Below are 18,983 nucleotides of genomic sequence, written 5' to 3' on the forward strand. Positions count from 1 at the left end.
GAGTGGCGCCGTTAGCGCTTCCTGTTCAGCGGCCACGCCGGCTGCGCACCGCTTCAGCCAATCCTCTCAGCACGGGCACTGTTTGCTCAAAGCTGATGCAGGCATCGGTGATCGAAACCCCCCGCTTCAAAGGTTGGCCCGCCACGATGTCCTGGCGGCCTTCTTCGAGGTGGCTTTCGAGCATCAAACCCGTGATGCGGGTGTCGCCCGCAGCTATTTGCTTGGCCACATCCTCAGCCACCACGATCTGCCGTGCGTGCTGCTTGGAGGAGTTGGCATGCGAAACATCGATCATGACCTGCTCGCGCAAGCCTGAGGATTTCAGCAGTGCGCAGGCGGCATCTACATCGGCGCTGGAATAATTGGGTGCCTTCCCGCCGCGCAGGATCACGTGGCAATCGTCATTGCCGCGGGTTTCGAAGATGGCGCTCAAGCCCATCTTGGTCATGCCCATGAAAGCATGCGGCGAATGCGCGGCCACTATGGCGTCAGCGGCCACTTTCACACCCCCATCGGTGCCATTTTTGAACCCCACCGGGCAGGAGAGGCCGCTGGCCAGTTGACGGTGGCTCTGACTTTCCGTGGTGCGCGCGCCAATAGCACCCCAGCTCACCAGATCGCTGATGAACTGCGGACTCAGCAGATCCAGGAATTCGCAGCCCACCGGCAAGCCTACTTCCAGCACATCCAGCAATAGCCTGCGCGCTACCCGCAGCCCTTCGTTGATGGCGAAGCTGCCGTCCAGGTGCGGGTCATTGATGTAGCCTTTCCAACCGACCGTTGTGCGCGGCTTTTCGAAATACACCCGCATGACCACGAGCAAGTCTTCTTTCAGGGCATCCGCCTCGGCCTTCAGGCGGCGGGCGTATTCCATGGCCTGATCATGGTCGTGAATGGAGCAAGGGCCTACAACAACGATCAAACGATCATCGGCCCCATGCAACACACGCGAAATCGCGGCGCGGCTTTCCTCTACCAAGGCTTGCGCTGCATCCGGCGCGGGCAAATCCTCCAGCAGGAGGGCCGGCGTGATCAGCGGGCGTACCGCGCCAATTCGGGTGTCGTCAATGCGTGTGGTGTCGTGGGTGGATTCGGGATTCATCCCCGAATTATCGGGGGTTACTGGTACACCGACCTAGAGCGTCCGCCCCATAGGTGCGATGCCGATCAGGGCAGCGTGCAGCCAGAAAGCGAACGCGGCCCATGCCACCACGCCCACAATCACTGCCAGCAAGGTTCCGGACATCGTGCCCGGTGCGTACACCGTACCCAGCGCACGGTCACGCTGGCGGGCTGCCCGGAAATTCAGCACTGCCCACAGCAGGAAGCTTCCGAACAGCACCAGGTCTGCCAACTTTCCGGTGGCCAGCAAATGGCCAAACGCCCAAAGCTTCACGCTGAGCACCATGGGATGGTGCAGTTTGGCCTTGAGTTGGTTGCGAGGGATGTAAGCAGCGGCCAGCAAGATAAAAGCCAGCAGCGTGAACAGTGAGTTCAGGTGCTTCATGCCCATCGGCGGTGACCACACCATCACGGGTTGTTGGCGCGCCATCCCATAGCCCCAGATGATCAGCACGAAGCCAATCAATGAAATCACGGAGTAGGCGCCCTTCCACTTCTTGTCTCCCATGTTGGCGATGGTGCTCGTGCGCCACCCTTCCGCAAAGATGCGCACCGAATGAACGCCGAGAAACAAGATCAAGCCTAGAACGAGGATCAACATGGCGTAAGACCTCGCCGCGATATGCGGTCTGTGAGGTGAGTGTGGGAATACAGATCATTATGCAGTTCACAGGGCGTGTGTAGTGAGGGCGGCGCCATGTGCAGTTCGCACCTCCTACCAAAGTGGTCCGCTCCTTTCTGGCCCCTGATCCAACCTGGCCCTTTTCCTCTTGAATCTTCCTCCGGCCTTGCCGCCTGTCTATTTGAGGCCGGGTCTCTGCGGCTATCCGGCAGCGGTTGCGCGCTCGGGTGCCAACAACCGCACAAGTAGCCGGAATTCGCGTGCACTAAAGCCAACGTGCAAGACATTGTTATTGTTGTAGCATTAACATGTGAATCGCATCAAAGACACATGTGATGATGATGCTGGTCTACTTCAACAACAATAGACATCAACTCAATAGAACCCATCATGGCTACGATCAAGCAATCTCTCGAAGAACTCATGGCTCTCGACGGCGCAATGTGCGCTGCCATCGTTGACTCCACCAGCGGCATGATTCTGGGCTCCGAGGGCACCGGGCTGGATATGGAAATCGCTGCAGCCGGCAATACGGAAGTGATGCGCTCCAAAGTCAAAACCATGCGCGCGCTAGGCTTGAACGATGTGATCGACGACATCCTGATCACACTTGGAAAGCAGTACCACGTGCTGCGCCCAAGCTCGCGCAAAGAAGGCATCTTTATCTACACCGTGCTGGACAAGGGCCGCTCCAACCTGGCCATGGCTCGCCGCAAGGTTCAAGACGTTGATAAAGAACTGACCTTCTAATTGCTTGCGGGCACGCTGGGGCGTGACCAGGTCAGGCGCTCCCTGAGGCGTGCTCTAAATGCAGGGGTGTTAGCCCCAAATCTGGGCTAACCATCCTTGGGCATGCGCTTTCAGAATGTCGGCAGTTTGAAAACGTGATGCTTATCAGACATCCGCACCGATAGCCGAAACACGTTCGTCAGCCCGTCTGTGCAGGGCTGAAAGCCCACATTTTTGCGGTACTATGCGGCTTCTTCGGTTGGCGCGGTGTGTGCAATCGACCTAGCTACATGACCAAATTAGAGCAAAAAACTGCCCGTTTGACGGTGTTGATCGATCCTGCCAAAAAGCGAGCCTTCGAATCGCTTTGCGCCGCGCAGGACGTCACGCCGTCTCAGGTCGTGCGCAAGCTGATTCGGGAGTACCTGCATCAACACGGCGTCACCTGGACGCCGCAACCCGACGAAGATCGCGAAGAGAATTCTTGAGCTGCAGATGGCTTGGCGGCCAATCTGAGAAGAAATAGCACAGCCCCTGAAATAGTCTCCCGCTGGGACCACCGAGCTCCCGCTCGACATCGCCGCTCTCCATTCGGCGCTCCTGTTGAGATGAGACTCGGCAAATCCAGGGTTTAAAACCCCATCGGTTACAGCTCATCCGGCATTCGCGCTCACTAGTTCTGGCTCGTCTTCAGAAGGATCGTTGCGATGCACAAGACGATACAGCAAGGGAAGCACCAATAGTGTCAGGATGGTGGAAGACAGGATGCCGCCAATGACTACCGTAGCCAGAGGGCGCTGAACCTCCGCGCCCGTGCCGGTGGCGATAGCCATGGGCACGAACCCCAGCGAGGCCACCAGCGCGGTCATGAGCACCGGACGTAAACGCGAGAGTGCGCCGGCGTGTACCGCGGCGGGTACTTCCATTCCCGTTTCCCTCAGATTGCGGATGGCGGAGATCATGACCAGTCCGTTCAAAACTGCCACGCCCGATAGAGCGATGAAACCAACAGCCGCAGAAATGGAGAGCGGAATATCACGCAACCACAGCGCGAGAATTCCACCCGTCAACGCGAACGGAATGCCAGTGAAGACGATGAGACCATCACGCACGTTCCCGAACACTGCAAAAAGCAAGGTGAACACCAACAGCAGCGCCGCTGGCACGACGATTTGCAGGCGCTTCTGAGCCGACTGCATATTCTCAAAAGTGCCCCCCCAGCGGGTCCAATAGCCCGTGGGCAACTTCAGCGAATTGAGCTCGTCCTGCGCTTGCGTAACGAATGAGCCTATGTCGCGACCGCGCACGTTCGCGCTGATGACGATGCGGCGTTTGCCGTCTTCTCGACTAATCTGGTTAGGGCCGGGTGAGAGGTTCAGGCTTGCTACGTCCGATAAAGGGACAAAACTCATGCGCTTGTCGGCCTGCGGCGGCAAAGCGATGGGCAACCGCTCCAGCGCTGCCAGGTCTCCACGTATGGCATCCGGAAGGCGTACTTGAATGTCGAATCTACGGTCTCCCTCGAACACGGTTCCCGCCTCTTGCCCGCCTATTGCGGTAGCAATGGTTTGCTGCACATCACCCATGTTCAGGCCGTAGCGAGCGGCCTTCTCGCGATCAATTTCCACGGTGAGCATCAGCAAACCGGTCGTTTGCTCCACCTTCACTTCTGACGAGCCTTGCACCTTCTGCAGCACATTGGCAATGTTTTGAGCGGTACTTTCAAGAACCTTCATGTCATCGCCGAACAATTTCACAGCGACATCACTGCGTACGCCGGAAATGAGTTCGTTAAACCTCAACTGAATGGGTTGAGAAAATTCATAGTTGCTTCCCGGAATGGCTTCCACGACTTCCTGCACCGCGGCCAGAAGATCTTCCCGACTGCGTGAGGGGTTGGGCCATTGCTCACGGGGCTTGAGCATGATGTAGCCATCGGAGATGTTCGGAGGCATGGGATCTGATGCGATCTCCGCCGTGCCAGTTCGAGCGAACACGCGATCAATCTCTGGAAACTTCTCCTTGAGCGTGCTCTCCAGTTGCTTTTGCATCTCGATCGACTGTGAGAGGCTGGTGCCTGGCATACGCAGCGCCTGGATGGCGAAATCTCCTTCGTTGAGATTGGGCGCGAACTCGCTGCCCATTCGCGAGGCCAGCAGCAAGCTCAAAACCACCGCGACCACGGCACCCGTGATCACCACTTGCGGCGCACGCATGACTGCGTTGAGCATGGGCTCATAGGCAGTGCGCGCCCAGATCATCAAGCGATTTTCCTTTTCGGCCACGCGCTTGCCAATGAACAGGGCAATGGCCGCCGGGATGAACGTCATGGACAGGATCATGGCACCCACCAAAGCCAGCACGACGGTCAGTGCCATGGGGTGAAACATCTTCCCTTCAACGCCTGTCAGCGCGAAGATGGGCAAATACACCACCATGATGATGAGTTGACCAAAGAGTAGCGGCCGCCGTGCTTCCTTCGCAGCTGCGAATACCTCGTGAAAACGCTCGGTGCGTGTCAGTAGGCGGCCCTTGTGCTCCTGTGCGAGCGCCAGACGCCGCACGCAGTTCTCAACGATGACCACGGCGCCATCGATGATGATGCCGAAATCAAGCGCGCCCAGGCTCATGAGGTTCGCGCTGATCTTGTAATGAACCATGCCCGTGAAGGTGAAGAGCATGGACAAAGGAATGATGAGCGCAGTAATGAGCGCTGCGCGGATATTGCCCAGAAAAATAAACAATATGGCGACCACCAGAGCGGCGCCTTCCAGCAGGTTCTTCTTGACAGTGGCAATGGCTTTTTCAACGAGTGTGGTTCTGTCGTAGACGGTGATGACCTTCACGCCCTCGGGCAGGCCGCGCCGTATAGACTCCATACGCTCGTCCACAGCCTTGGAGACAGCGCGGCTGTTCTCCCCGATCAGCATGAAAACGGTCCCTAGAACAATCTCGCGGCCGTTGTCAGTGGCTGCGCCCGTGCGTAGTTCGCGGCCGAGCTCCACATCGGCCAAGTCGCGAACGCGGATGGGCTGCCCTTGTGCGGTGCTGACGATGACTTGCTTAAGATCCTCAATGCCGCGCACTTGGCCAGGTGCCCGGATGAGGTATTGCTCGCCCTGGCGCTCAATGTATCCGGCACCGATGTTGGTGTTGTTGTTCTGCAGTGCGGTGACGATCTGGCTCATGGAAATGCCATAAGACAGTAAACGCTCGGGGCGAGGCGCGATCAGATATTCCTTGGCGAAGCCGCCGATGGAGTTGATCTCAGTTACGCCTGGGACGTTTCTTAATTGAGGCTTGATGACCCAATCTTGAATTTCACGTAAATCCATCGGGGTGTAGGCGCTCCCATCGGATTTTCTGGCGCCTTCTTCAGCCTCCACGGTCCACAGATAGATCTCGCCCAAGCCTGTGGAGATGGGGCCCATGGACGGCGATACATTGGCAGGAAGATGTTGTCTTGCCTCCTGGACGCGCTCGTTCACCAGCTGACGCGCGAAGTAGATATCTGTCCCGTCCTTGAATATGACGGTGATCTGCGACAAACCGTAGCGCGAAAGTGAGCGCGTTTGTTCCAGGTTAGGCAAGCCTGCCATCAAGGTCTCGATCGGATAGGTCACGCGCTGTTCGGTCTCTAGCGGTGAAAAGCCGGGGGCTTGCGTATTGATTTGCACCTGAACATTGGTGATGTCCGGCACCGCGTCTATGGACAGGCGCTGGTAGTTGAAAACTCCCAGTCCGGCCATGGCCAATACGGTCAACAAAACTAGCCAGCGCTGCTCGATGGCGAAGCGGATGATGCGTTCAAACATGGCGACGCAACCTCAGTGGGTGTGCTGAGCAGACGACTTGCCCAGCTCCAGCTTGAGCAGAAAGCTGCCTTCCTTTACGTAAGACTGCCCGGGTTGCAGTCCGCTGGTGATCTCTGTGAAACGCCCGTCGGTGCGGCCTAATTGAACAACCTGAGCTTTGTAGCCGCCTTCGGCGGGCACAAAGAGTGTGCTTTCCTTGCCATCAGCGCGCTGGATGGCTGTGGTTTCCACCGCCACGGGTACCTCGGTCTGCTCCGCGACGACAGTCACTTCAACAAACAGCCCCGGGCGCCATAGATCTTGAGGATTGGCCAACGCTACGCGCGCGGGCGCAGTGCGTGTTTGCTCACCAATGAGCGCACCCACATAGGCAATGCGGCCTTCGGCTTTGGAGTCAAACGCCGTAGAGCGGACTGTGACGGCGGCTCCCACGCGCACGAAGGGTAGTTGTGGTGGCGATACATTCATCTCTGCCCAGACGGAGCTCATGTCGGACACCGTAAAGGATGGGGTGCTTTCCGTAACGGATTCACCCACGGTCAGATGTTTTTCCACCACTACGCCCGCCAACGGCGAGCGGAGTTCGTATCGATTGGAGCTGCCTGCACTCGCTCCTATGGAGGCCAGTTTTTGTGAGACGTTCGCGACAGCGATCTCAGCCTCCTGCACGGCTTGTTGTGCCTGGAGGTAATCCTGCTCTGCGGAAATCTTTTCTTCCCACAGCTGCTTCTCCCGCGTGTAGGTTGTTTTAGCCAATGCCAGGCGTTTTTGCGCGGTGAGCAGTTCGCTGCGTTGATCGGAGACGGCGGCGCTTTGGATCACTGCCAGTAACTGGCCTTTGGCAATTCGTTGGCCCAGTTGCGCATGCACCGAGGCCACGACACCGGTGACACGTGGAACCACGTGAGCCGTACGGTCTTCGTCGAAGCGAATCTCACCAGGCAGAACGACTTCCTTTCGGATCGCCCGGGCTTGTGCCTGGGCAACGGACGCGCCGATGGTTTTGGACTGTGCTTCGGTGAGCTTGACTAAACCTTCGCCTTCCTCATCTTTGTGATCTTCTTCTTTCTTCTCCGTGCCGGCTGAAGATGTTTCATGAGGCTCCTCATCTCCATGTGAACCCGATTCAGCATGCTGTGCCCCAGACTCACCGCCAGCCCCACTGGGCCGCAACATGAGTGCCGCACTGCCAACGCTTAATGCCAGGATGACTGCAACGGCAATCCATAACTTGCGCTTGGAGAGCGCCGCTTCGAAGTTGCTTTTCTCGGACATGAGTTAGTTCTGGTTGAGTGGCAATGCAGGAATCGAAATGCCCAAGATGCGTTCAAACTCGGCTTGAGCGCGATGTGAGGCCATGAGTTGGTCCAAAAGCTGGCGCTGGGTTTCGACCAATGTGCGTTGGGTATCCAGTACGTCCAGGAAGTTGAACTTTCCCAGCGTGAAACCGCGTGAGGCTAGGTCGTAGGCGGTTTGAGCGGTAGGGATCACCTGATCGCGCAACTGCGTTATCTGCTGGTAGCTGCTGGTCTGTTGTTGCAGGGCCGACAGCGCTTGCACCCGCAGTTGGAGGAGCGTGTCCTGCATGACCTGTTCTGCTTGGTCGAGCTTGCGCAAAGCCTCCAGCTGGTTGCCGGCGTTGGTGTCAAACAAAGGCAAGGGCATGCTGACACCGAATACGATTTGGTTGCGCCCTACTTCCTGAGCACGCTTGAGGCCAACGCTGACAGTGGGGTCTTGAACCCGAAGGCTTCGCTCCAGCTCCGAGACCGCGCGACTTTGCTCAACGGCGCGTTGCACGCGAAGCATGCCTGGTGAGTTTTCGATGGCGGCCTGCATGCGGTCGACGGAAGGTGGAGCCTCCACTCGCGCAAAGTCACCGACGACCTCGCTGGCTTCCGAAGCCACGCCACCCCAAAGTGCCACCAGGTCTTGCTGCGCGATAACGACCGAAGATCGGGCTTGAGTCAATTCCATCTCGGCGTTGCCAAGCGCAACCTGAGCACGGGTGGCCTCCAGCGGAGGCACTCTTCCTGCGGTCACACGTTTTTGCGCTGCGTCCTGGGTGCGTGCCGCCAGGTCTTTCATCTCGCTTGCGAGCTGAAGGCGCTGACGAGCCAGCAGCAGTTCGTTGAAGCGCGTCGTCACCTGAAACCGGAGGTCAACTTGAGCCTGTGCCAAGGCCGCTTGAGCAAGACCCTTGGAGCTTTCAGCCACCTTGATGCGAGCGTCACGCTTGCCACCCAGTTCAAGGCGCTGGTTAATCTGCATGGTGATGGAGCGTGTTGAAGGCCGTGTGTCCTCCTGACTATAGGAAGCCTCGGGGTTGGGTCTGGCCTTGCTCTGCAGCACGGTTCCGTCGGTGGCAGCCAAGCCGTGTTGAGCCGCTTTCAGGCCGGGATTGGCTGCTAACGCTTTTGACCAGGCTATGGCGACTGAGATCCCGGTGATAGGGGGATTCAGCCTGGAATAGCCACTTGGCTCCAGCGGGGCAGCGGCTGTTGCCACGGCGGTATCCGCCGCCTGAGTGGCGTGGGCGTAGAACGCGCATGCCACCCCCAGGAGAACGGGGGCGATCACTTTGACCTTCTGGGAAAGCCTATGAGGGTGAAGAAGGTGCATGGCCATAGTTCTCCGAGAGCGGCGGAACTCTTTAACGGGAAAAAAAAGATCCGCGTCGCACCATCGAATCGAATGGCTGTGAGTAGCCTCTTGTCGTCGAAGGTGCAACGCTGGACGAGTCGTCAGTTCTGGTAGAACTCGTTGAGCACACGCAACTGCTCAGGCGATTGGTTGCGCATTTCGTCTAAGACTTGTTGTCGGCTTTTGGGTTGGACAGGCGTCTTGGCTGGCGGTGTCAGACCTCTCTGATAGAACCTCAGCGTGCCATCAGCCCGAGCAGTGTTCGTCTCTGCGACCACCTGTTCCCGTGTTTTGGCATTGACGTGCTCTGGCGTGAAACTCACGACATCTCCGTTCCCCTGGTGCCAGGGAGAATTAGCGTGGGCCAGATTCGGCGCTGCCATCAAACCCGCAACTATGGCCAGTGCGGAAATCGAAAGAGATGGGATTTTTTTCATGGTGATGACTCCTTTTTTTGCTTGGTAAGTGGTCGCTATGCCGGACCACGGGGCATGCCTGATGGCATGAGATCGACTGTAGAAATCCGTTGCGAACAGAAGCGCGTCATGAACATGACAGTTTTGTCATCTGAGCTCGACGCGGCTTGCGTTGTTAGTTCTGGTACAGCTCGTTTAGCGAGCGGCGCTGCTCCGCTGACTGATCGCGCATTTCGTCGATGACTTGTTGTCGGGTCTTGGTAGGTGCCGCTGCATTGACGGGCACCGGCACAGACATCTGGATGTACTTCAGCGTGCCATTGGCCCGGGCTGCGTCCAGCTCCGCGACGACTTGCTGACGCGTGTTGGAACCAATGTGTTCGGGCGTGAATCGAACCACGTCTCCGTTGCTGGCGTGCCAAGCGGTGTCAGCCTGAGCCAGGTTGGGTGCGGCGAACAAACCCGCGAGAATCGCCAGTGCAGAAATAGAAAGAGATTGGCGTTTGTTCATGGTGATAATTCCTTTGCGTTGGATATGCGGTCTTGCTGCCAGACCGCGAGGCATGCCTGAGGGCATGGGATTGACTGTAGAAGTTGGCACCGAACAAGAGCGGGTCATGAACATGACAGTGTTGTCACGCGAACTCGACACATCGCCGCGAGGCAACACATGAAACTGCTGGTGGTGGAAGATGAGCGAAAGCTCGCCGAATATCTACGTAAGGGGCTGGTCGAGGAAGGCTACGTGGTTGAAGTGGCCCACAACGGTGTCGACGGCTTGCACATGGCGGTGGAGGGCCATCACGACCTTATCGTTCTCGATTGGATGCTTCCAGGTATAGATGGCATGAGCATGCTGGCCGCACTGCGGCAATCGACACAAACCCCTGTGCTGATGCTGACTGCGCGGGTCGCGGTCGAAGACAGGGTGCGTGGCTTGAAAGCCGGGGCGGACGACTACCTCGTCAAACCTTTTGCCTTCACAGAGTTGGTGGCGCGCATTGAAACGCTGCTGAAGCGAAGTACAGCGTCGACCACTTCTCAGGAACCCATGCAGCTATCGCTGGCCGATTTGCAGCTCGACCTGGTGCGCCGGCGCGCTACGCGGGCCGGTCAGCGGTTGGATCTCTCTGCCAAGGAATTCCAGCTGTTGTCGCTGCTGATGCGAAAAGCCGGTGAAGTGTTGTCTCGAACGGAAATCGCAGAACAAGTTTGGGATGTGAATTTTGACCATGGCACCAACGTGATTGACGTGGCGGTTCGCCGTTTGCGTGCGAAGCTGGACACGCCATTTGATCGGCCGCTGCTGCATACCGTTCGTGGCATGGGTTACGTATTGGAGGAGCGCGTACCTTGAACAGGTTTTGGGTTCGATCTCTTCGAGGGCGCCTATCGCTTTGGCTGGGTCTGCAGAGCCTTGCCGGCTTGGCGATGGTCTGCGGCGTTGTATACGCTGCAACCGTTTTTGCATTCGATCTGCGCCAAACGCAGACACTCGAAGAAAAACGGCTTCAGCTTGGACATCTGCTGCAGGAGCCAGATGGAAATCAGGGCGATGTCGCGTTGCGCCACCGCCTGGACGATTTTTTACTTGGCAACCGAGAGCTATCGCTCAAGTTGTGGCGTGCCGACGGGTCGCTCTTTTACGAGCACCTCCTAGAGAGAGGAGAGCTGCCGCATCGTGTGGCTCCCTTCGCTATCGAGTCCCGGACGAGTCAGCAAATAGCCGTGCGAGGCGAGTTGGGATTGGATACTCGGAGCGATCACATGCTGTTGCAGCGGATCGCTTTGGCAATGGCGCTTGCCGTGCTCGGGGGCTGCACTCTTATATCGGCGGGAGGGTATTGGCTGGTGCGGCAGGGGCTCAAACCGGTGAGACAGTTGATCGAGCAAACGCGCCTGCTAACTGCTGATACCTTGCACCAGCGGTTGGACGCCACTTACCAACCCGAAGAGCTGGCGCCGTTGATCACGCAGTTCAACCAGCTGCTGGAAAGGCTCGAAGGCGCGTATGAGCATCTGGAGAGCTTCAACGCAGACGTGGCGCATGAACTGCGCACGCCGCTGGCCAATTTGATGGGTGAGACCGAACTCGCATTGCGCAAAAGCCGGGGTGCAGAAGACCTGCGGGAAGTGTTGGGCTCCAACCTGGAAGAGTTGCATAGGATCACCAGCATTGTCCAGGACATGCTCTTTCTATCGCAGGCAGACCGTGGTTCATTGGCTCGCCGTGAGTCGGTGAAAAATCTACATGCGGTGGCTACCAAGTTAGCTGAATACCATGAGGCCGCATTGGAGGAGGCGCAGCTGGCGCTTCGCGTGGAGGGCGATGCTGCAGGCGCATTCGACATTGCTCTGATCGAGCGTGCGTTGTCGAATCTTCTCTCTAATGCCACGCGCCATGCCGAGCCTGAAACTACCGTGCGGGTGGAGATCACGACACACCAGGATCAGGTAACGGTGCAGGTGGTCAACCACGGAGCCACCATAGCCCCGGAACACATCTCGCATCTGTTTGATCGCTTTTATAGAGTGGAGACCTCTCGAACAGGAGCAGCCTCTCACCATGGGCTCGGCCTGGCTATTGTGGCCGCCGTCGCGCGGATGCACGGAGGCGGAACATTCGCGAGGTCGGAGGCAGGACTGACTACGATCGGTTTCACCTTGTCAATGAGTGACGAGGTGAAACCTTCGCACGGCCCAGGTCTCAATGGGCGCCGAGTGCAATAGCGCGCGTGTGATCTAAGGTTTTAACCGCCGCGGGCTTTCCAGTTCGCAATCTGGGTCCGTAGCGCGGTGACCAGCGCCAAGGGCTCATCCAACATGATGTGATGCCGCGCGTTCGGAATCTCCACGACTGCGAGCACACCCGCGAAAGTCTCAACGCAGAACTTGCGCACGCTTTCGTCAATGCGTGCACTCAAGGCGCCCCACATCAGCGCGACCGGGCAGCGCATAGTGAGCAGGTCTTGCACGAAATCACGCGGCCGTGGTTGTGAGAGCGCAGGGGGATCGAATTTCCAGCGCCAGCCGCCCGCCTCCGGTTTGATCGAATGCTCGGCAATGTGCTGCAGGTAGAACCCACAGGTGACTTCCTGCTCCGGCAAGACCTTGTAGCGCGCGAGCGTGCTTTCGCGCGTGGGGTAAATCCTGGGGATGGGGTTAGACCTCACAAACGGCGAAGGCCCTCTGTCATCAGCCTCATAAGGCGGTGAATCGAGCACGACGAGGCCGGCCAGGCGCTCGCCGTAGGCGCGGGCGAGCATGATGGACACGAACCCACCCAGGCTGTGTCCCACAACTATCGGCTTCTGGCCCGGGGCCAAGGTGTCTGCCACAGTCATCACCTGCTGCGCACACCGTTCCCGGTCGTACAGGCCGCTGTGCGCGCTATCGCCCATGCCTGGCAGATCTGTCGCGATCACGTGATGGTCTGCCGCCAGAAGCGGAGCGATGAACCGCCACCATTCTGCATTGGCCGCGTTGCCATGAACGAGCATGATAGGCGGCTTGGCTTGATCGCCCCAGGCGATGTAGTGGATGTCGCAGCCGTCCACATCAATAAAGCCTTCGCGACTTGGCATGGCCTGCGCGGCCCGGGCCCATTCGGGCATTGCGTTCTCAATTTTCAATTCAGCATCCATCAGCCCAATAGTAGCTGCGTAGGAACGACGTTTCTGTCGCCAATGCACGCTCTTGGCGGCTGTTTCCTGGGTCCGCCGAGCTCCTGCTCGACATTGCAGTGCGAGCAAACCTCCCGAATGCAGGCTTGGCCCTCAGCGGTCCCAGAGTGAAAGCCCTCGCGATGAGCGGCCCAATCGCTCCAATTTCATCGCTTTCAGCAAGTGCAACTTGCGAATCCTTCAAGGTTTCGCGGGCTAGTCCCAGGAGGCAGGGGAGCCTAAAGTCCAACCATCGCGTGTGCCGGCCTGGCGCATGCCTCTTGCATCCAAGGAATCGATCATGCGCACCACAGGTTATGCCGCTTACAGCCCCACCTCCCCGTTGGCTCTATTTCAGTTCGAGCGCCGCAGTTTGCGTGCCAACGATGTCGCGATGGAGATTCTCTATAGTGGAGTCTGCCACTCTGATCTGCACACTGCTCGCAACGACTGGGGCTGGAGCTACTACCCCATCGTCACGGGCCACGAGATCGTGGGCCGCGTCACGGCAGTCGGTGTGCAGGTCGAAAAATACAAGGTAGGCGATCACGTGGCGGTAGGTTGCATGGTGGACAGTTGTATGTCGTGCGATCAATGCCGCAAAGGCGAAGAACAGCTCTGCCGCGCTGGCAACACTGGTACTTACGCTAGCCAGGACCGCGTGACGGGCGAGAACACCCACGGGGGCTATTCGAAGCACCTGGTGGTGCGGGAAGATTTTTGCCTGCGTGTGCCAGAAGGCCTGGACCTTGCGCGCACGGCTCCGCTGCTGTGTGCCGGTATCACTACCTATTCGCCCCTACGCACCTGGAATGTGGGCCCCGGCAGCCGAGTAGGGGTGGTGGGCTTGGGCGGTCTCGGCCATATGGCTGTCAAGCTGGCCGTTGGATTAGGGGCCGACGTTACCGTGCTTAGCCGCAGTGCTGACAAGACTGCGGATGCGCTGGAGCTGGGTGCGGACCGGTTGCTCATCTCTTCCGATTCAGAGGCCATGGCGCAAGCGGCGAACGGCTTTGATCTGATCATTGACACCGTACCCGTCAAGCACGATCTCAACCCCTATCTGCCTTTGCTGGATGTAGACGGCACGCTGGTCATCGTTGGCCAGATCGGCCCGATGGAGGAGACCAACACCGTGCCTCTGTTGTTGGGCCGCCGCCGTATCGCCGGCTCACCCATTGGCGGCATCCGCGAGACGCAGGAAATGCTGGACTTCTGCGCCAAGAAAAATATCTTGCCCGATTGCGAAATGATCCGCATGGACCAGATCAACGAGGCCTTTGAACGCATGGAAAAGGCCGACGTGCGCTACCGCTTTGTGATCGATATGGCTTCGCTACCGGCTGAAGCAGCTTGAGGTCTGCTTCAATGCCTACGCGTCCGCCCGCCGGGGAGCTGCGCCTGTTGTTGATCCTCAGCGCCTTGATGGCTTTCACATCGCTCTCTACTGACATCTACCTGCCGGCCATGCCACAGATGCAGCGTGAGTTGCATGGCAATGTGGAACTGACGATCACCAGCTTTCTGATCGGCTTTGCGCTGGCGCAGTTGATCTGGGGACCGGTAAGTGATCGTATTGGAAGGCGCCGGCCTCTGATCATTGGTGTCGCTTTGTTTGTGGTGGGGTCGATAGGTTGCGCGCTGTCGCAGACCATGGACCAGATCGTGTTCTGGCGGATGTTTCAAGCGTTTGGTGCCTGCACCGGCCCCATGCTCGCCCGAGCCATGGTGCGCGATCTGTATCCGCGAACTCAGGCGGCCAAGACCTTGTCTACGCTGACGGTGATCATGGCGATCGCACCCATCATCGGGCCACTGCTTGGCGGGCAGATCGTGCGCTTCGGTACCTGGCACGGCATCTTCTGGCTCTTGGCTGCAATCGGCGTGCTGATGCTGCTGTCGCTGCGCTATTTGCCAGAAACCTTGCCCCTCGAGAGCCGTGCCACAACGCCGGCACTCTCCGCTTTTGCGGATTACCGTGCGCTGCTCGGCAACGCGGTGTTCATGCGCTACGCATTGTGCGTGACTATGTTCTATGTCAGCGCCTACGCCTTCATCACCGGATCGCCTCGTGTCTACATAGAGTACTTCCACGTGGCGCCCGAGCACTATGGTTGGCTGTTTGGACTGAACATCATCGGCCTCATGGCGATGAGCCTCATCAACCGAAAGTTGGTTAGCCGTTTCAGCCTGGACACCTTGCTGCGCGCCGCCGCGGCAGTTGCAGCGCTGGGCTTGCTGGCGGGTATGGGTTTGGCTGAGTTGCACGTTGGTGGATTGCTTGGCGTGGTGGTTCCGGTGTTCGTGTTCTTCTCCATGAATGGCGTCATTGCGGCCAATGCCACCGCAGCTGCTCTTGATGGCGTACAGCCCCAACTCGCAGGCTCAGCCGCAGCCCTGATTGGCTCGCTCCAGTACGGCAGCGGCATTATTTCCTCGCTGTTGCTAGCGGCGCTGTCTGACGACACTCCCCACACCCTGATCGTGGTGATGACTGTGTTTGCCGTGGCGTCTGCTGCCGCTGCGTTCTGGCGGCGTGGCAGCCCGTTAGTCGAAGTGCCGCCGTATTGCCATGAATCAGCTTGACCTTGAAAGCCTCCCTTCCCTCACTCTAAAGGCTGATCTCATGAAGCCCTTATTACCTTTCATGGCGCTCACCCTCTCCGCTCTCATCAGTGCCGGCGTCCATGCGCAGCCTGCTCCCTCGGCGCCACTCGTGATCCAACAACAAGGCAGCTTTGCGGCTGGCGGAAGCATGGCCACTGCGCCCGGGCAATTCGACCCTCGCAAGCCACTCGAACCTGCTGGCCAGACCTATCGCGGTGACCATGCTCGCGCTTTCTTCCAGATTCCTGCGGATGCGCGGCCACTGCCCATCGTCATGTGGCATGGCGCTGGCCAGTTTTCCAAGACCTGGGAAACCACAGCCGACGGACGTGAAGGATTTCAGACCATTTTTTTGCGCCGCAAGTTTGGGGTGTTCCTGGTCGACCAACCGCGACGCGGTGCTGCGGGGCGCAGCATGGTGGAGGGCAACATCAAACCCACGCCGGACGAGCAGCTTTGGTTCAACCAGTTCCGTATAGGTGTTTGGCCAAACTATTTCCCTGGCGTTCAGTTCGCTCAAGACCCGGAAACACTGAATCAGTACTTCCGCGCCATGACTCCGAACACGGGCCCGTTTGACATGCAAGTGGTGTCTGATGGCGTGGCGGCTGTGGTCGAGCGTGCGGGCCCATCTATTTTGTTCACGCATTCGCAAAGCGGGGGCCCGGGGTGGCTGACCGCCATCAAGAGCGAGAAAGTGCGCGCCATCGTGTCATTCGAGCCCGGCAGCAGCTTCATTTTCCCGGAAGGTGAGCTGCCCGAGCCGATCAAGAACGCATTTGACACCGTGGCCGGTGTGACAGTGAGCATGCAGCAGTTTCGCGCACTCACGAAGATTCCTATCCTGGTGCTCTACGGCGACAACATTCCCTCCGAATCCGTGGACCTGCCCGCCCAGGACAGCTGGCGTGCGCGGCTTCAGATGGCGCGTGCCTGGCGAGACACCATCAACCGCCATGGGGGCGATGCGACCGTAATGCACTTGCCGGAGATCGGTATCCGTGGCAACACGCACTTTCCTTTCTCGGATCGGAACAACGTGCAGATCGCAGACCTGGTGACCAAATTCCTGGCCGACAAGAAGCTCGACTAGTGCTCCAGCACGGTGTGTGTTGGCCGTTCGCCCTGAGCTTGTCGAAGGGCTTCGAGCCCTCTCAGGACGAGCGGAATTCAAATTTCATAAGGCCGCATTCATACGACCCCGCTTAGAGCTTTCCCCGATCTTTCAAACTATCCCAAACTGCCCCATGAAACTGCTTCAATTCCTGACCGCCGGCCTGTTGGCTGCTACCGCCCTGGATGCCAGCGCGCAAAGTAGCGTGCCCGACACCCCCGCAGCCCGCATGGCACGGGAAACCGCCCCACAACTGTTCGCCTACACGCAAGATGTGCTGTTCGGCGATGTCTGGAAGCGCAAGGAGCTAGCTCCGCGAGATCGCAGCCTGGTGACGCTTTCCACGCTCGTGGCCAACGGCCAGGCTGCGCAGATGACCTCTCACATCAATCTGGGCCTGGACAACGGGCTCAAACCTTCAGAGATCGTCGGTTTGATCACTCACTTGGCCTTCTACACCGGCTGGCCCAATGCCATGTCGTCAGTGGGCGTGGCGCGGGAGGTGTTCACGCGGCGAGGTATTTCCGCCGACGCATTGAAGCCAGTTACAGAGCAATTGCTGGCCGTGGAACCGGAAGCCGAGGCCCGGCGGGCAGCCACGGTGAAGCAGAACGTCGCGCCCACCGCGCCGGCATTGGCCCGCTATACCGACGACGTGCTGTTTGCCGATCTATGGCGCCGCCAAGACCTGGCACCACGAGACCGTAGCATCGTCACCATGACCGCGCTGATTGCCCGTGGTCAGGTGGAGCAGATACCATTCCACCTGAATCGCGCCATGGACAATGGCCTCACGCAGGTGCAAGCCGCGGAGGTCGTGACGCATCTGGCCTTCTACGCTGGCTGGCCAAGGGCCATGTCAGCACTTCCTGTACTTCAAACCGTGTTCGCAGAACGCAAGTAAATGATGAAGCTTTCTCGCTGGTGGCGAATCCTTGTCTGGCTGGTGCTGGCCGTGCTCGTGCTTTGCGCGGGCACATACGCCTATCTGCAACAAGCTAAATTTGGCGCGTTACCGCAAGGAGCTCGTCTGGATGCGGCGCGCAACTCGCCGAATCACGGGGGCGAGGGCTTTCGCAATCTTGTCGAGACACCTATCCGTACTACCGATAGCGGCTTCGTGGCCAATATCTGGTCCATGATGTGGGATAGCAATGAACGCTTGAAGCCCATCGCGCCCATTCCAGCCGTTAAACGTGATCTGCGAGCACTCGATCGCGCTGAGGACCTGGTGGTCTGGCTGGGCCACTCCTCCTACTTTATCCAGATAGGCGGCAAGCGCATTCTGATTGACCCGGTGTTCAGCACAGACGCGGCCCCGGCGCCCTATCTCAATGCGGCCTTCTCCGGCAGCACCCCATACACGGCAGAAGACATACCAGACATCGACTACCTTCTGATCTCACACGATCACTGGGACCATCTGGATCACCCGAGTGCATTGGCGCTACGTGAGCGCGTGCGGCATGTCGTTACAGGGCTCGGTGTTGGGGCCAATTTTGAGCGCTGGGGCTACCTGCCCGAGCGTATCCACGAAGCGGATTGGAACGCCGTGCTGAAGCTGGACGAAGGCTTGAGCATTCATGTGCTGCCCGCCCGGCACTTCTCTGGCCGGCTGCTGTTGCGCAATCAGACGCTGTGGGTGGCGTACGCGCTGGTGACGCCCCAAAGGCGTATGTTCTTCAGCGGTGACAGCGGCTATGGGCCGCATTTCCTTGATATTGGCAAGCAGTTTGGTGGCTTTGACTTTGCGGCGCTGGATGCGGGGCAATATGACCCGCGCTGGGCTCATGTTCATATGTTCCCTGAGCAAGCTGCGCAGGCTGCTGAAGACCTGGGCACTAAGGTGCTGGTGCCTGGGCATGCTGGGCGGTTCAAGCTTGCGGCGCATGATTGGGATGAGCCGTTTGAGCGCCTTATGAAGGCTAGTCAGGGGAGGGGGTATCGGCTGCTTACTCCGCCGATTGGGGAGATTGTGAGGTTGGGCGACGCGACGCAGACGTTCGCCTCGTGGTGGCGCCCGGCGCGACCTTGACCCCCTCTCCCTCTCCCTCTGGGAGAGGGCTGGGCGGGGCCGGCCAACCGGTGAGGGCAAGCGGCGGTCGATTAAGCACTGCAGTTGCTAAATACTTTCTGCTCTTGTCTTGAAGTCGGAGGCCGGGATTGCCCCCGGCAGTGCAGTCCCTTTCTTTGCTCGCACAAAGCAAGGAACCAAAGAAATGCGACCCCAAGTCCGTGTCCCTGCGCTGCGCT

At 58.7% G+C, this 18,983-nt stretch carries 17 protein-coding genes; 9 read left to right on the forward strand and 8 right to left on the reverse strand.

Annotated elements, in window-relative coordinates:
• Positions 1 to 25: 25 nt before the first annotated feature.
• Positions 26 to 1,102, reverse strand: coding sequence for a 3-deoxy-7-phosphoheptulonate synthase (locus G518_RS0118595; protein WP_028603829.1), 1,077 nt, complete (start codon positions 1,100 to 1,102; stop codon positions 26 to 28).
• Between the two features lie 33 nt (positions 1,103 to 1,135).
• Complete coding sequence (locus tag G518_RS0118600) at positions 1,136 to 1,723, reverse strand: NnrU family protein (RefSeq protein ID WP_028603830.1); 588 nt, start codon at positions 1,721 to 1,723, stop codon at positions 1,136 to 1,138.
• A gap of 411 nt (positions 1,724 to 2,134) precedes the next feature.
• Here G518_RS0118600 and G518_RS0118605 point away from each other — a divergent pair, with 411 nt between their 5' ends.
• Positions 2,135 to 2,494: a hypothetical protein gene (locus tag G518_RS0118605; protein ID WP_028603831.1), complete on the forward strand. Its 360-nt coding sequence runs from the start codon at positions 2,135 to 2,137 to the stop codon at positions 2,492 to 2,494.
• Between the two features lie 269 nt (positions 2,495 to 2,763).
• Positions 2,764 to 2,961, forward strand: a complete 198-nt coding sequence (locus G518_RS0118610) for a ribbon-helix-helix domain-containing protein (protein WP_036595254.1) — start codon at positions 2,764 to 2,766, stop codon at positions 2,959 to 2,961.
• Between the two features lie 165 nt (positions 2,962 to 3,126).
• Here G518_RS0118610 and G518_RS0118615 read toward each other — a convergent pair whose 3' ends face one another.
• From G518_RS0118615 to G518_RS0118635, 5 genes are all read right to left on the reverse strand, one after another.
• Complete coding sequence (locus G518_RS0118615; RefSeq protein WP_028603833.1) at positions 3,127 to 6,288, reverse strand: efflux RND transporter permease subunit; 3,162 nt, start codon at positions 6,286 to 6,288, stop codon at positions 3,127 to 3,129.
• A 12-nt stretch (positions 6,289 to 6,300) separates the two neighbouring features.
• Positions 6,301 to 7,563, reverse strand: a complete 1,263-nt coding sequence (locus G518_RS0118620) for an efflux RND transporter periplasmic adaptor subunit (protein ID WP_028603834.1) — start codon at positions 7,561 to 7,563, stop codon at positions 6,301 to 6,303.
• Positions 7,564 to 7,566: 3 nt separating this feature from the next.
• The gene (locus tag G518_RS0118625) at positions 7,567 to 8,910 is read right to left on the reverse strand and encodes a TolC family protein (protein ID WP_084651976.1); all 1,344 of its coding nucleotides are present in this window, start codon (positions 8,908 to 8,910) and stop codon (positions 7,567 to 7,569) included.
• A 122-nt stretch (positions 8,911 to 9,032) separates the two neighbouring features.
• Positions 9,033 to 9,368 carry a DUF4148 domain-containing protein gene (locus G518_RS0118630; protein ID WP_028603836.1) on the reverse strand — a complete coding sequence of 112 codons (336 nt, stop codon included), beginning with the start codon at positions 9,366 to 9,368 and terminating at the stop codon, positions 9,033 to 9,035.
• Positions 9,369 to 9,522: 154 nt separating this feature from the next.
• Positions 9,523 to 9,858 (reverse strand): DUF4148 domain-containing protein, encoded by a 336-nt coding sequence (locus G518_RS0118635; RefSeq protein ID WP_028603837.1) that lies wholly within the window; start codon positions 9,856 to 9,858, stop codon positions 9,523 to 9,525.
• Between the two features lie 159 nt (positions 9,859 to 10,017).
• Here G518_RS0118635 and G518_RS0118645 point away from each other — a divergent pair, with 159 nt between their 5' ends.
• A complete protein-coding gene (locus G518_RS0118645; protein WP_028603838.1) occupies positions 10,018 to 10,704 on the forward strand; it encodes a heavy metal response regulator transcription factor in 687 nt (228 codons plus the stop codon).
• Positions 10,701 to 12,077, forward strand: a complete 1,377-nt coding sequence (locus tag G518_RS35850; protein WP_051237012.1) for a heavy metal sensor histidine kinase — start codon at positions 10,701 to 10,703, stop codon at positions 12,075 to 12,077. Before G518_RS0118645 ends, G518_RS35850 begins: the two co-directional genes overlap by 4 nt.
• Positions 12,078 to 12,097: 20 nt before the next feature.
• Here the strand turns inward: G518_RS35850 and G518_RS0118655 are convergent, their stop codons facing one another.
• Positions 12,098 to 12,961: an alpha/beta fold hydrolase gene (locus tag G518_RS0118655; protein ID WP_169457969.1), complete on the reverse strand. Its 864-nt coding sequence runs from the start codon at positions 12,959 to 12,961 to the stop codon at positions 12,098 to 12,100.
• Positions 12,962 to 13,310: 349 nt separating this feature from the next.
• Between G518_RS0118655 and G518_RS0118660 the strand changes: the two genes are divergently transcribed.
• The 5 genes from G518_RS0118660 (at position 13,311) to G518_RS0118680 (ending at position 18,765) form a co-directional block, all read left to right on the forward strand.
• Positions 13,311 to 14,366 carry an NAD(P)-dependent alcohol dehydrogenase gene (locus tag G518_RS0118660; protein ID WP_028603840.1) on the forward strand — a complete coding sequence of 352 codons (1,056 nt, stop codon included), beginning with the start codon at positions 13,311 to 13,313 and terminating at the stop codon, positions 14,364 to 14,366.
• An 11-nt stretch (positions 14,367 to 14,377) separates the two neighbouring features.
• Positions 14,378 to 15,595 carry a multidrug effflux MFS transporter gene (locus G518_RS35855; protein ID WP_051237014.1) on the forward strand — a complete coding sequence of 406 codons (1,218 nt, stop codon included), beginning with the start codon at positions 14,378 to 14,380 and terminating at the stop codon, positions 15,593 to 15,595.
• Between the two features lie 40 nt (positions 15,596 to 15,635).
• Entirely contained in the window at positions 15,636 to 16,709 is a 1,074-nt protein-coding gene (locus G518_RS0118670) for an alpha/beta hydrolase (protein ID WP_028603841.1), read from the forward strand.
• A 154-nt stretch (positions 16,710 to 16,863) separates the two neighbouring features.
• A complete protein-coding gene (locus G518_RS0118675; protein WP_028603842.1) occupies positions 16,864 to 17,634 on the forward strand; it encodes a carboxymuconolactone decarboxylase family protein in 771 nt (256 codons plus the stop codon).
• On the forward strand, positions 17,635 to 18,765 hold the full coding sequence (locus G518_RS0118680) for an MBL fold metallo-hydrolase (protein WP_028603843.1): 1,131 nt from the start codon (positions 17,635 to 17,637) through the stop codon (positions 18,763 to 18,765).
• The last annotated feature ends 218 nt before the right edge of the window (positions 18,766 to 18,983 follow it).

Origin of the sequence: Ottowia thiooxydans DSM 14619 (genome assembly GCF_000422885.1) — a bacterium.
In the GTDB taxonomy this organism is placed as follows: domain Bacteria; phylum Pseudomonadota; class Gammaproteobacteria; order Burkholderiales; family Burkholderiaceae_C; genus Ottowia; species Ottowia thiooxydans.

Coding starts and splice junctions, on each gene's coding strand:
- G518_RS0118600 (WP_028603830.1), bottom strand. CDS start 1,723: ATGTTGATCCTCGTTCTAGGCTTGATCTTGTTTCTCGGCGTTCATTCG.
- G518_RS0118610 (WP_036595254.1), top strand. CDS start 2,764: ATGACCAAATTAGAGCAAAAAACTGCCCGTTTGACGGTGTTGATCGAT.
- G518_RS0118660 (WP_028603840.1), top strand. CDS start 13,311: ATGCGCACCACAGGTTATGCCGCTTACAGCCCCACCTCCCCGTTGGCT.
- G518_RS0118645 (WP_028603838.1), top strand. CDS start 10,018: ATGAAACTGCTGGTGGTGGAAGATGAGCGAAAGCTCGCCGAATATCTA.
- G518_RS0118630 (WP_028603836.1), bottom strand. CDS start 9,368: ATGAAAAAAATCCCATCTCTTTCGATTTCCGCACTGGCCATAGTTGCG.
- G518_RS0118655 (WP_169457969.1), bottom strand. CDS start 12,961: ATGCCCGAATGGGCCCGGGCCGCGCAGGCCATGCCAAGTCGCGAAGGC.
- G518_RS0118670 (WP_028603841.1), top strand. CDS start 15,636: ATGAAGCCCTTATTACCTTTCATGGCGCTCACCCTCTCCGCTCTCATC.
- G518_RS0118680 (WP_028603843.1), top strand. CDS start 17,635: ATGATGAAGCTTTCTCGCTGGTGGCGAATCCTTGTCTGGCTGGTGCTG.
- G518_RS0118620 (WP_028603834.1), bottom strand. CDS start 7,563: ATGTCCGAGAAAAGCAACTTCGAAGCGGCGCTCTCCAAGCGCAAGTTA.
- G518_RS0118595 (WP_028603829.1), bottom strand. CDS start 1,102: ATGAATCCCGAATCCACCCACGACACCACACGCATTGACGACACCCGA.
- G518_RS0118675 (WP_028603842.1), top strand. CDS start 16,864: ATGAAACTGCTTCAATTCCTGACCGCCGGCCTGTTGGCTGCTACCGCC.
- G518_RS0118625 (WP_084651976.1), bottom strand. CDS start 8,910: ATGCACCTTCTTCACCCTCATAGGCTTTCCCAGAAGGTCAAAGTGATC.
- G518_RS0118615 (WP_028603833.1), bottom strand. CDS start 6,288: ATGTTTGAACGCATCATCCGCTTCGCCATCGAGCAGCGCTGGCTAGTT.
- G518_RS0118635 (WP_028603837.1), bottom strand. CDS start 9,858: ATGAACAAACGCCAATCTCTTTCTATTTCTGCACTGGCGATTCTCGCG.
- G518_RS35855 (WP_051237014.1), top strand. CDS start 14,378: ATGCCTACGCGTCCGCCCGCCGGGGAGCTGCGCCTGTTGTTGATCCTC.
- G518_RS0118605 (WP_028603831.1), top strand. CDS start 2,135: ATGGCTACGATCAAGCAATCTCTCGAAGAACTCATGGCTCTCGACGGC.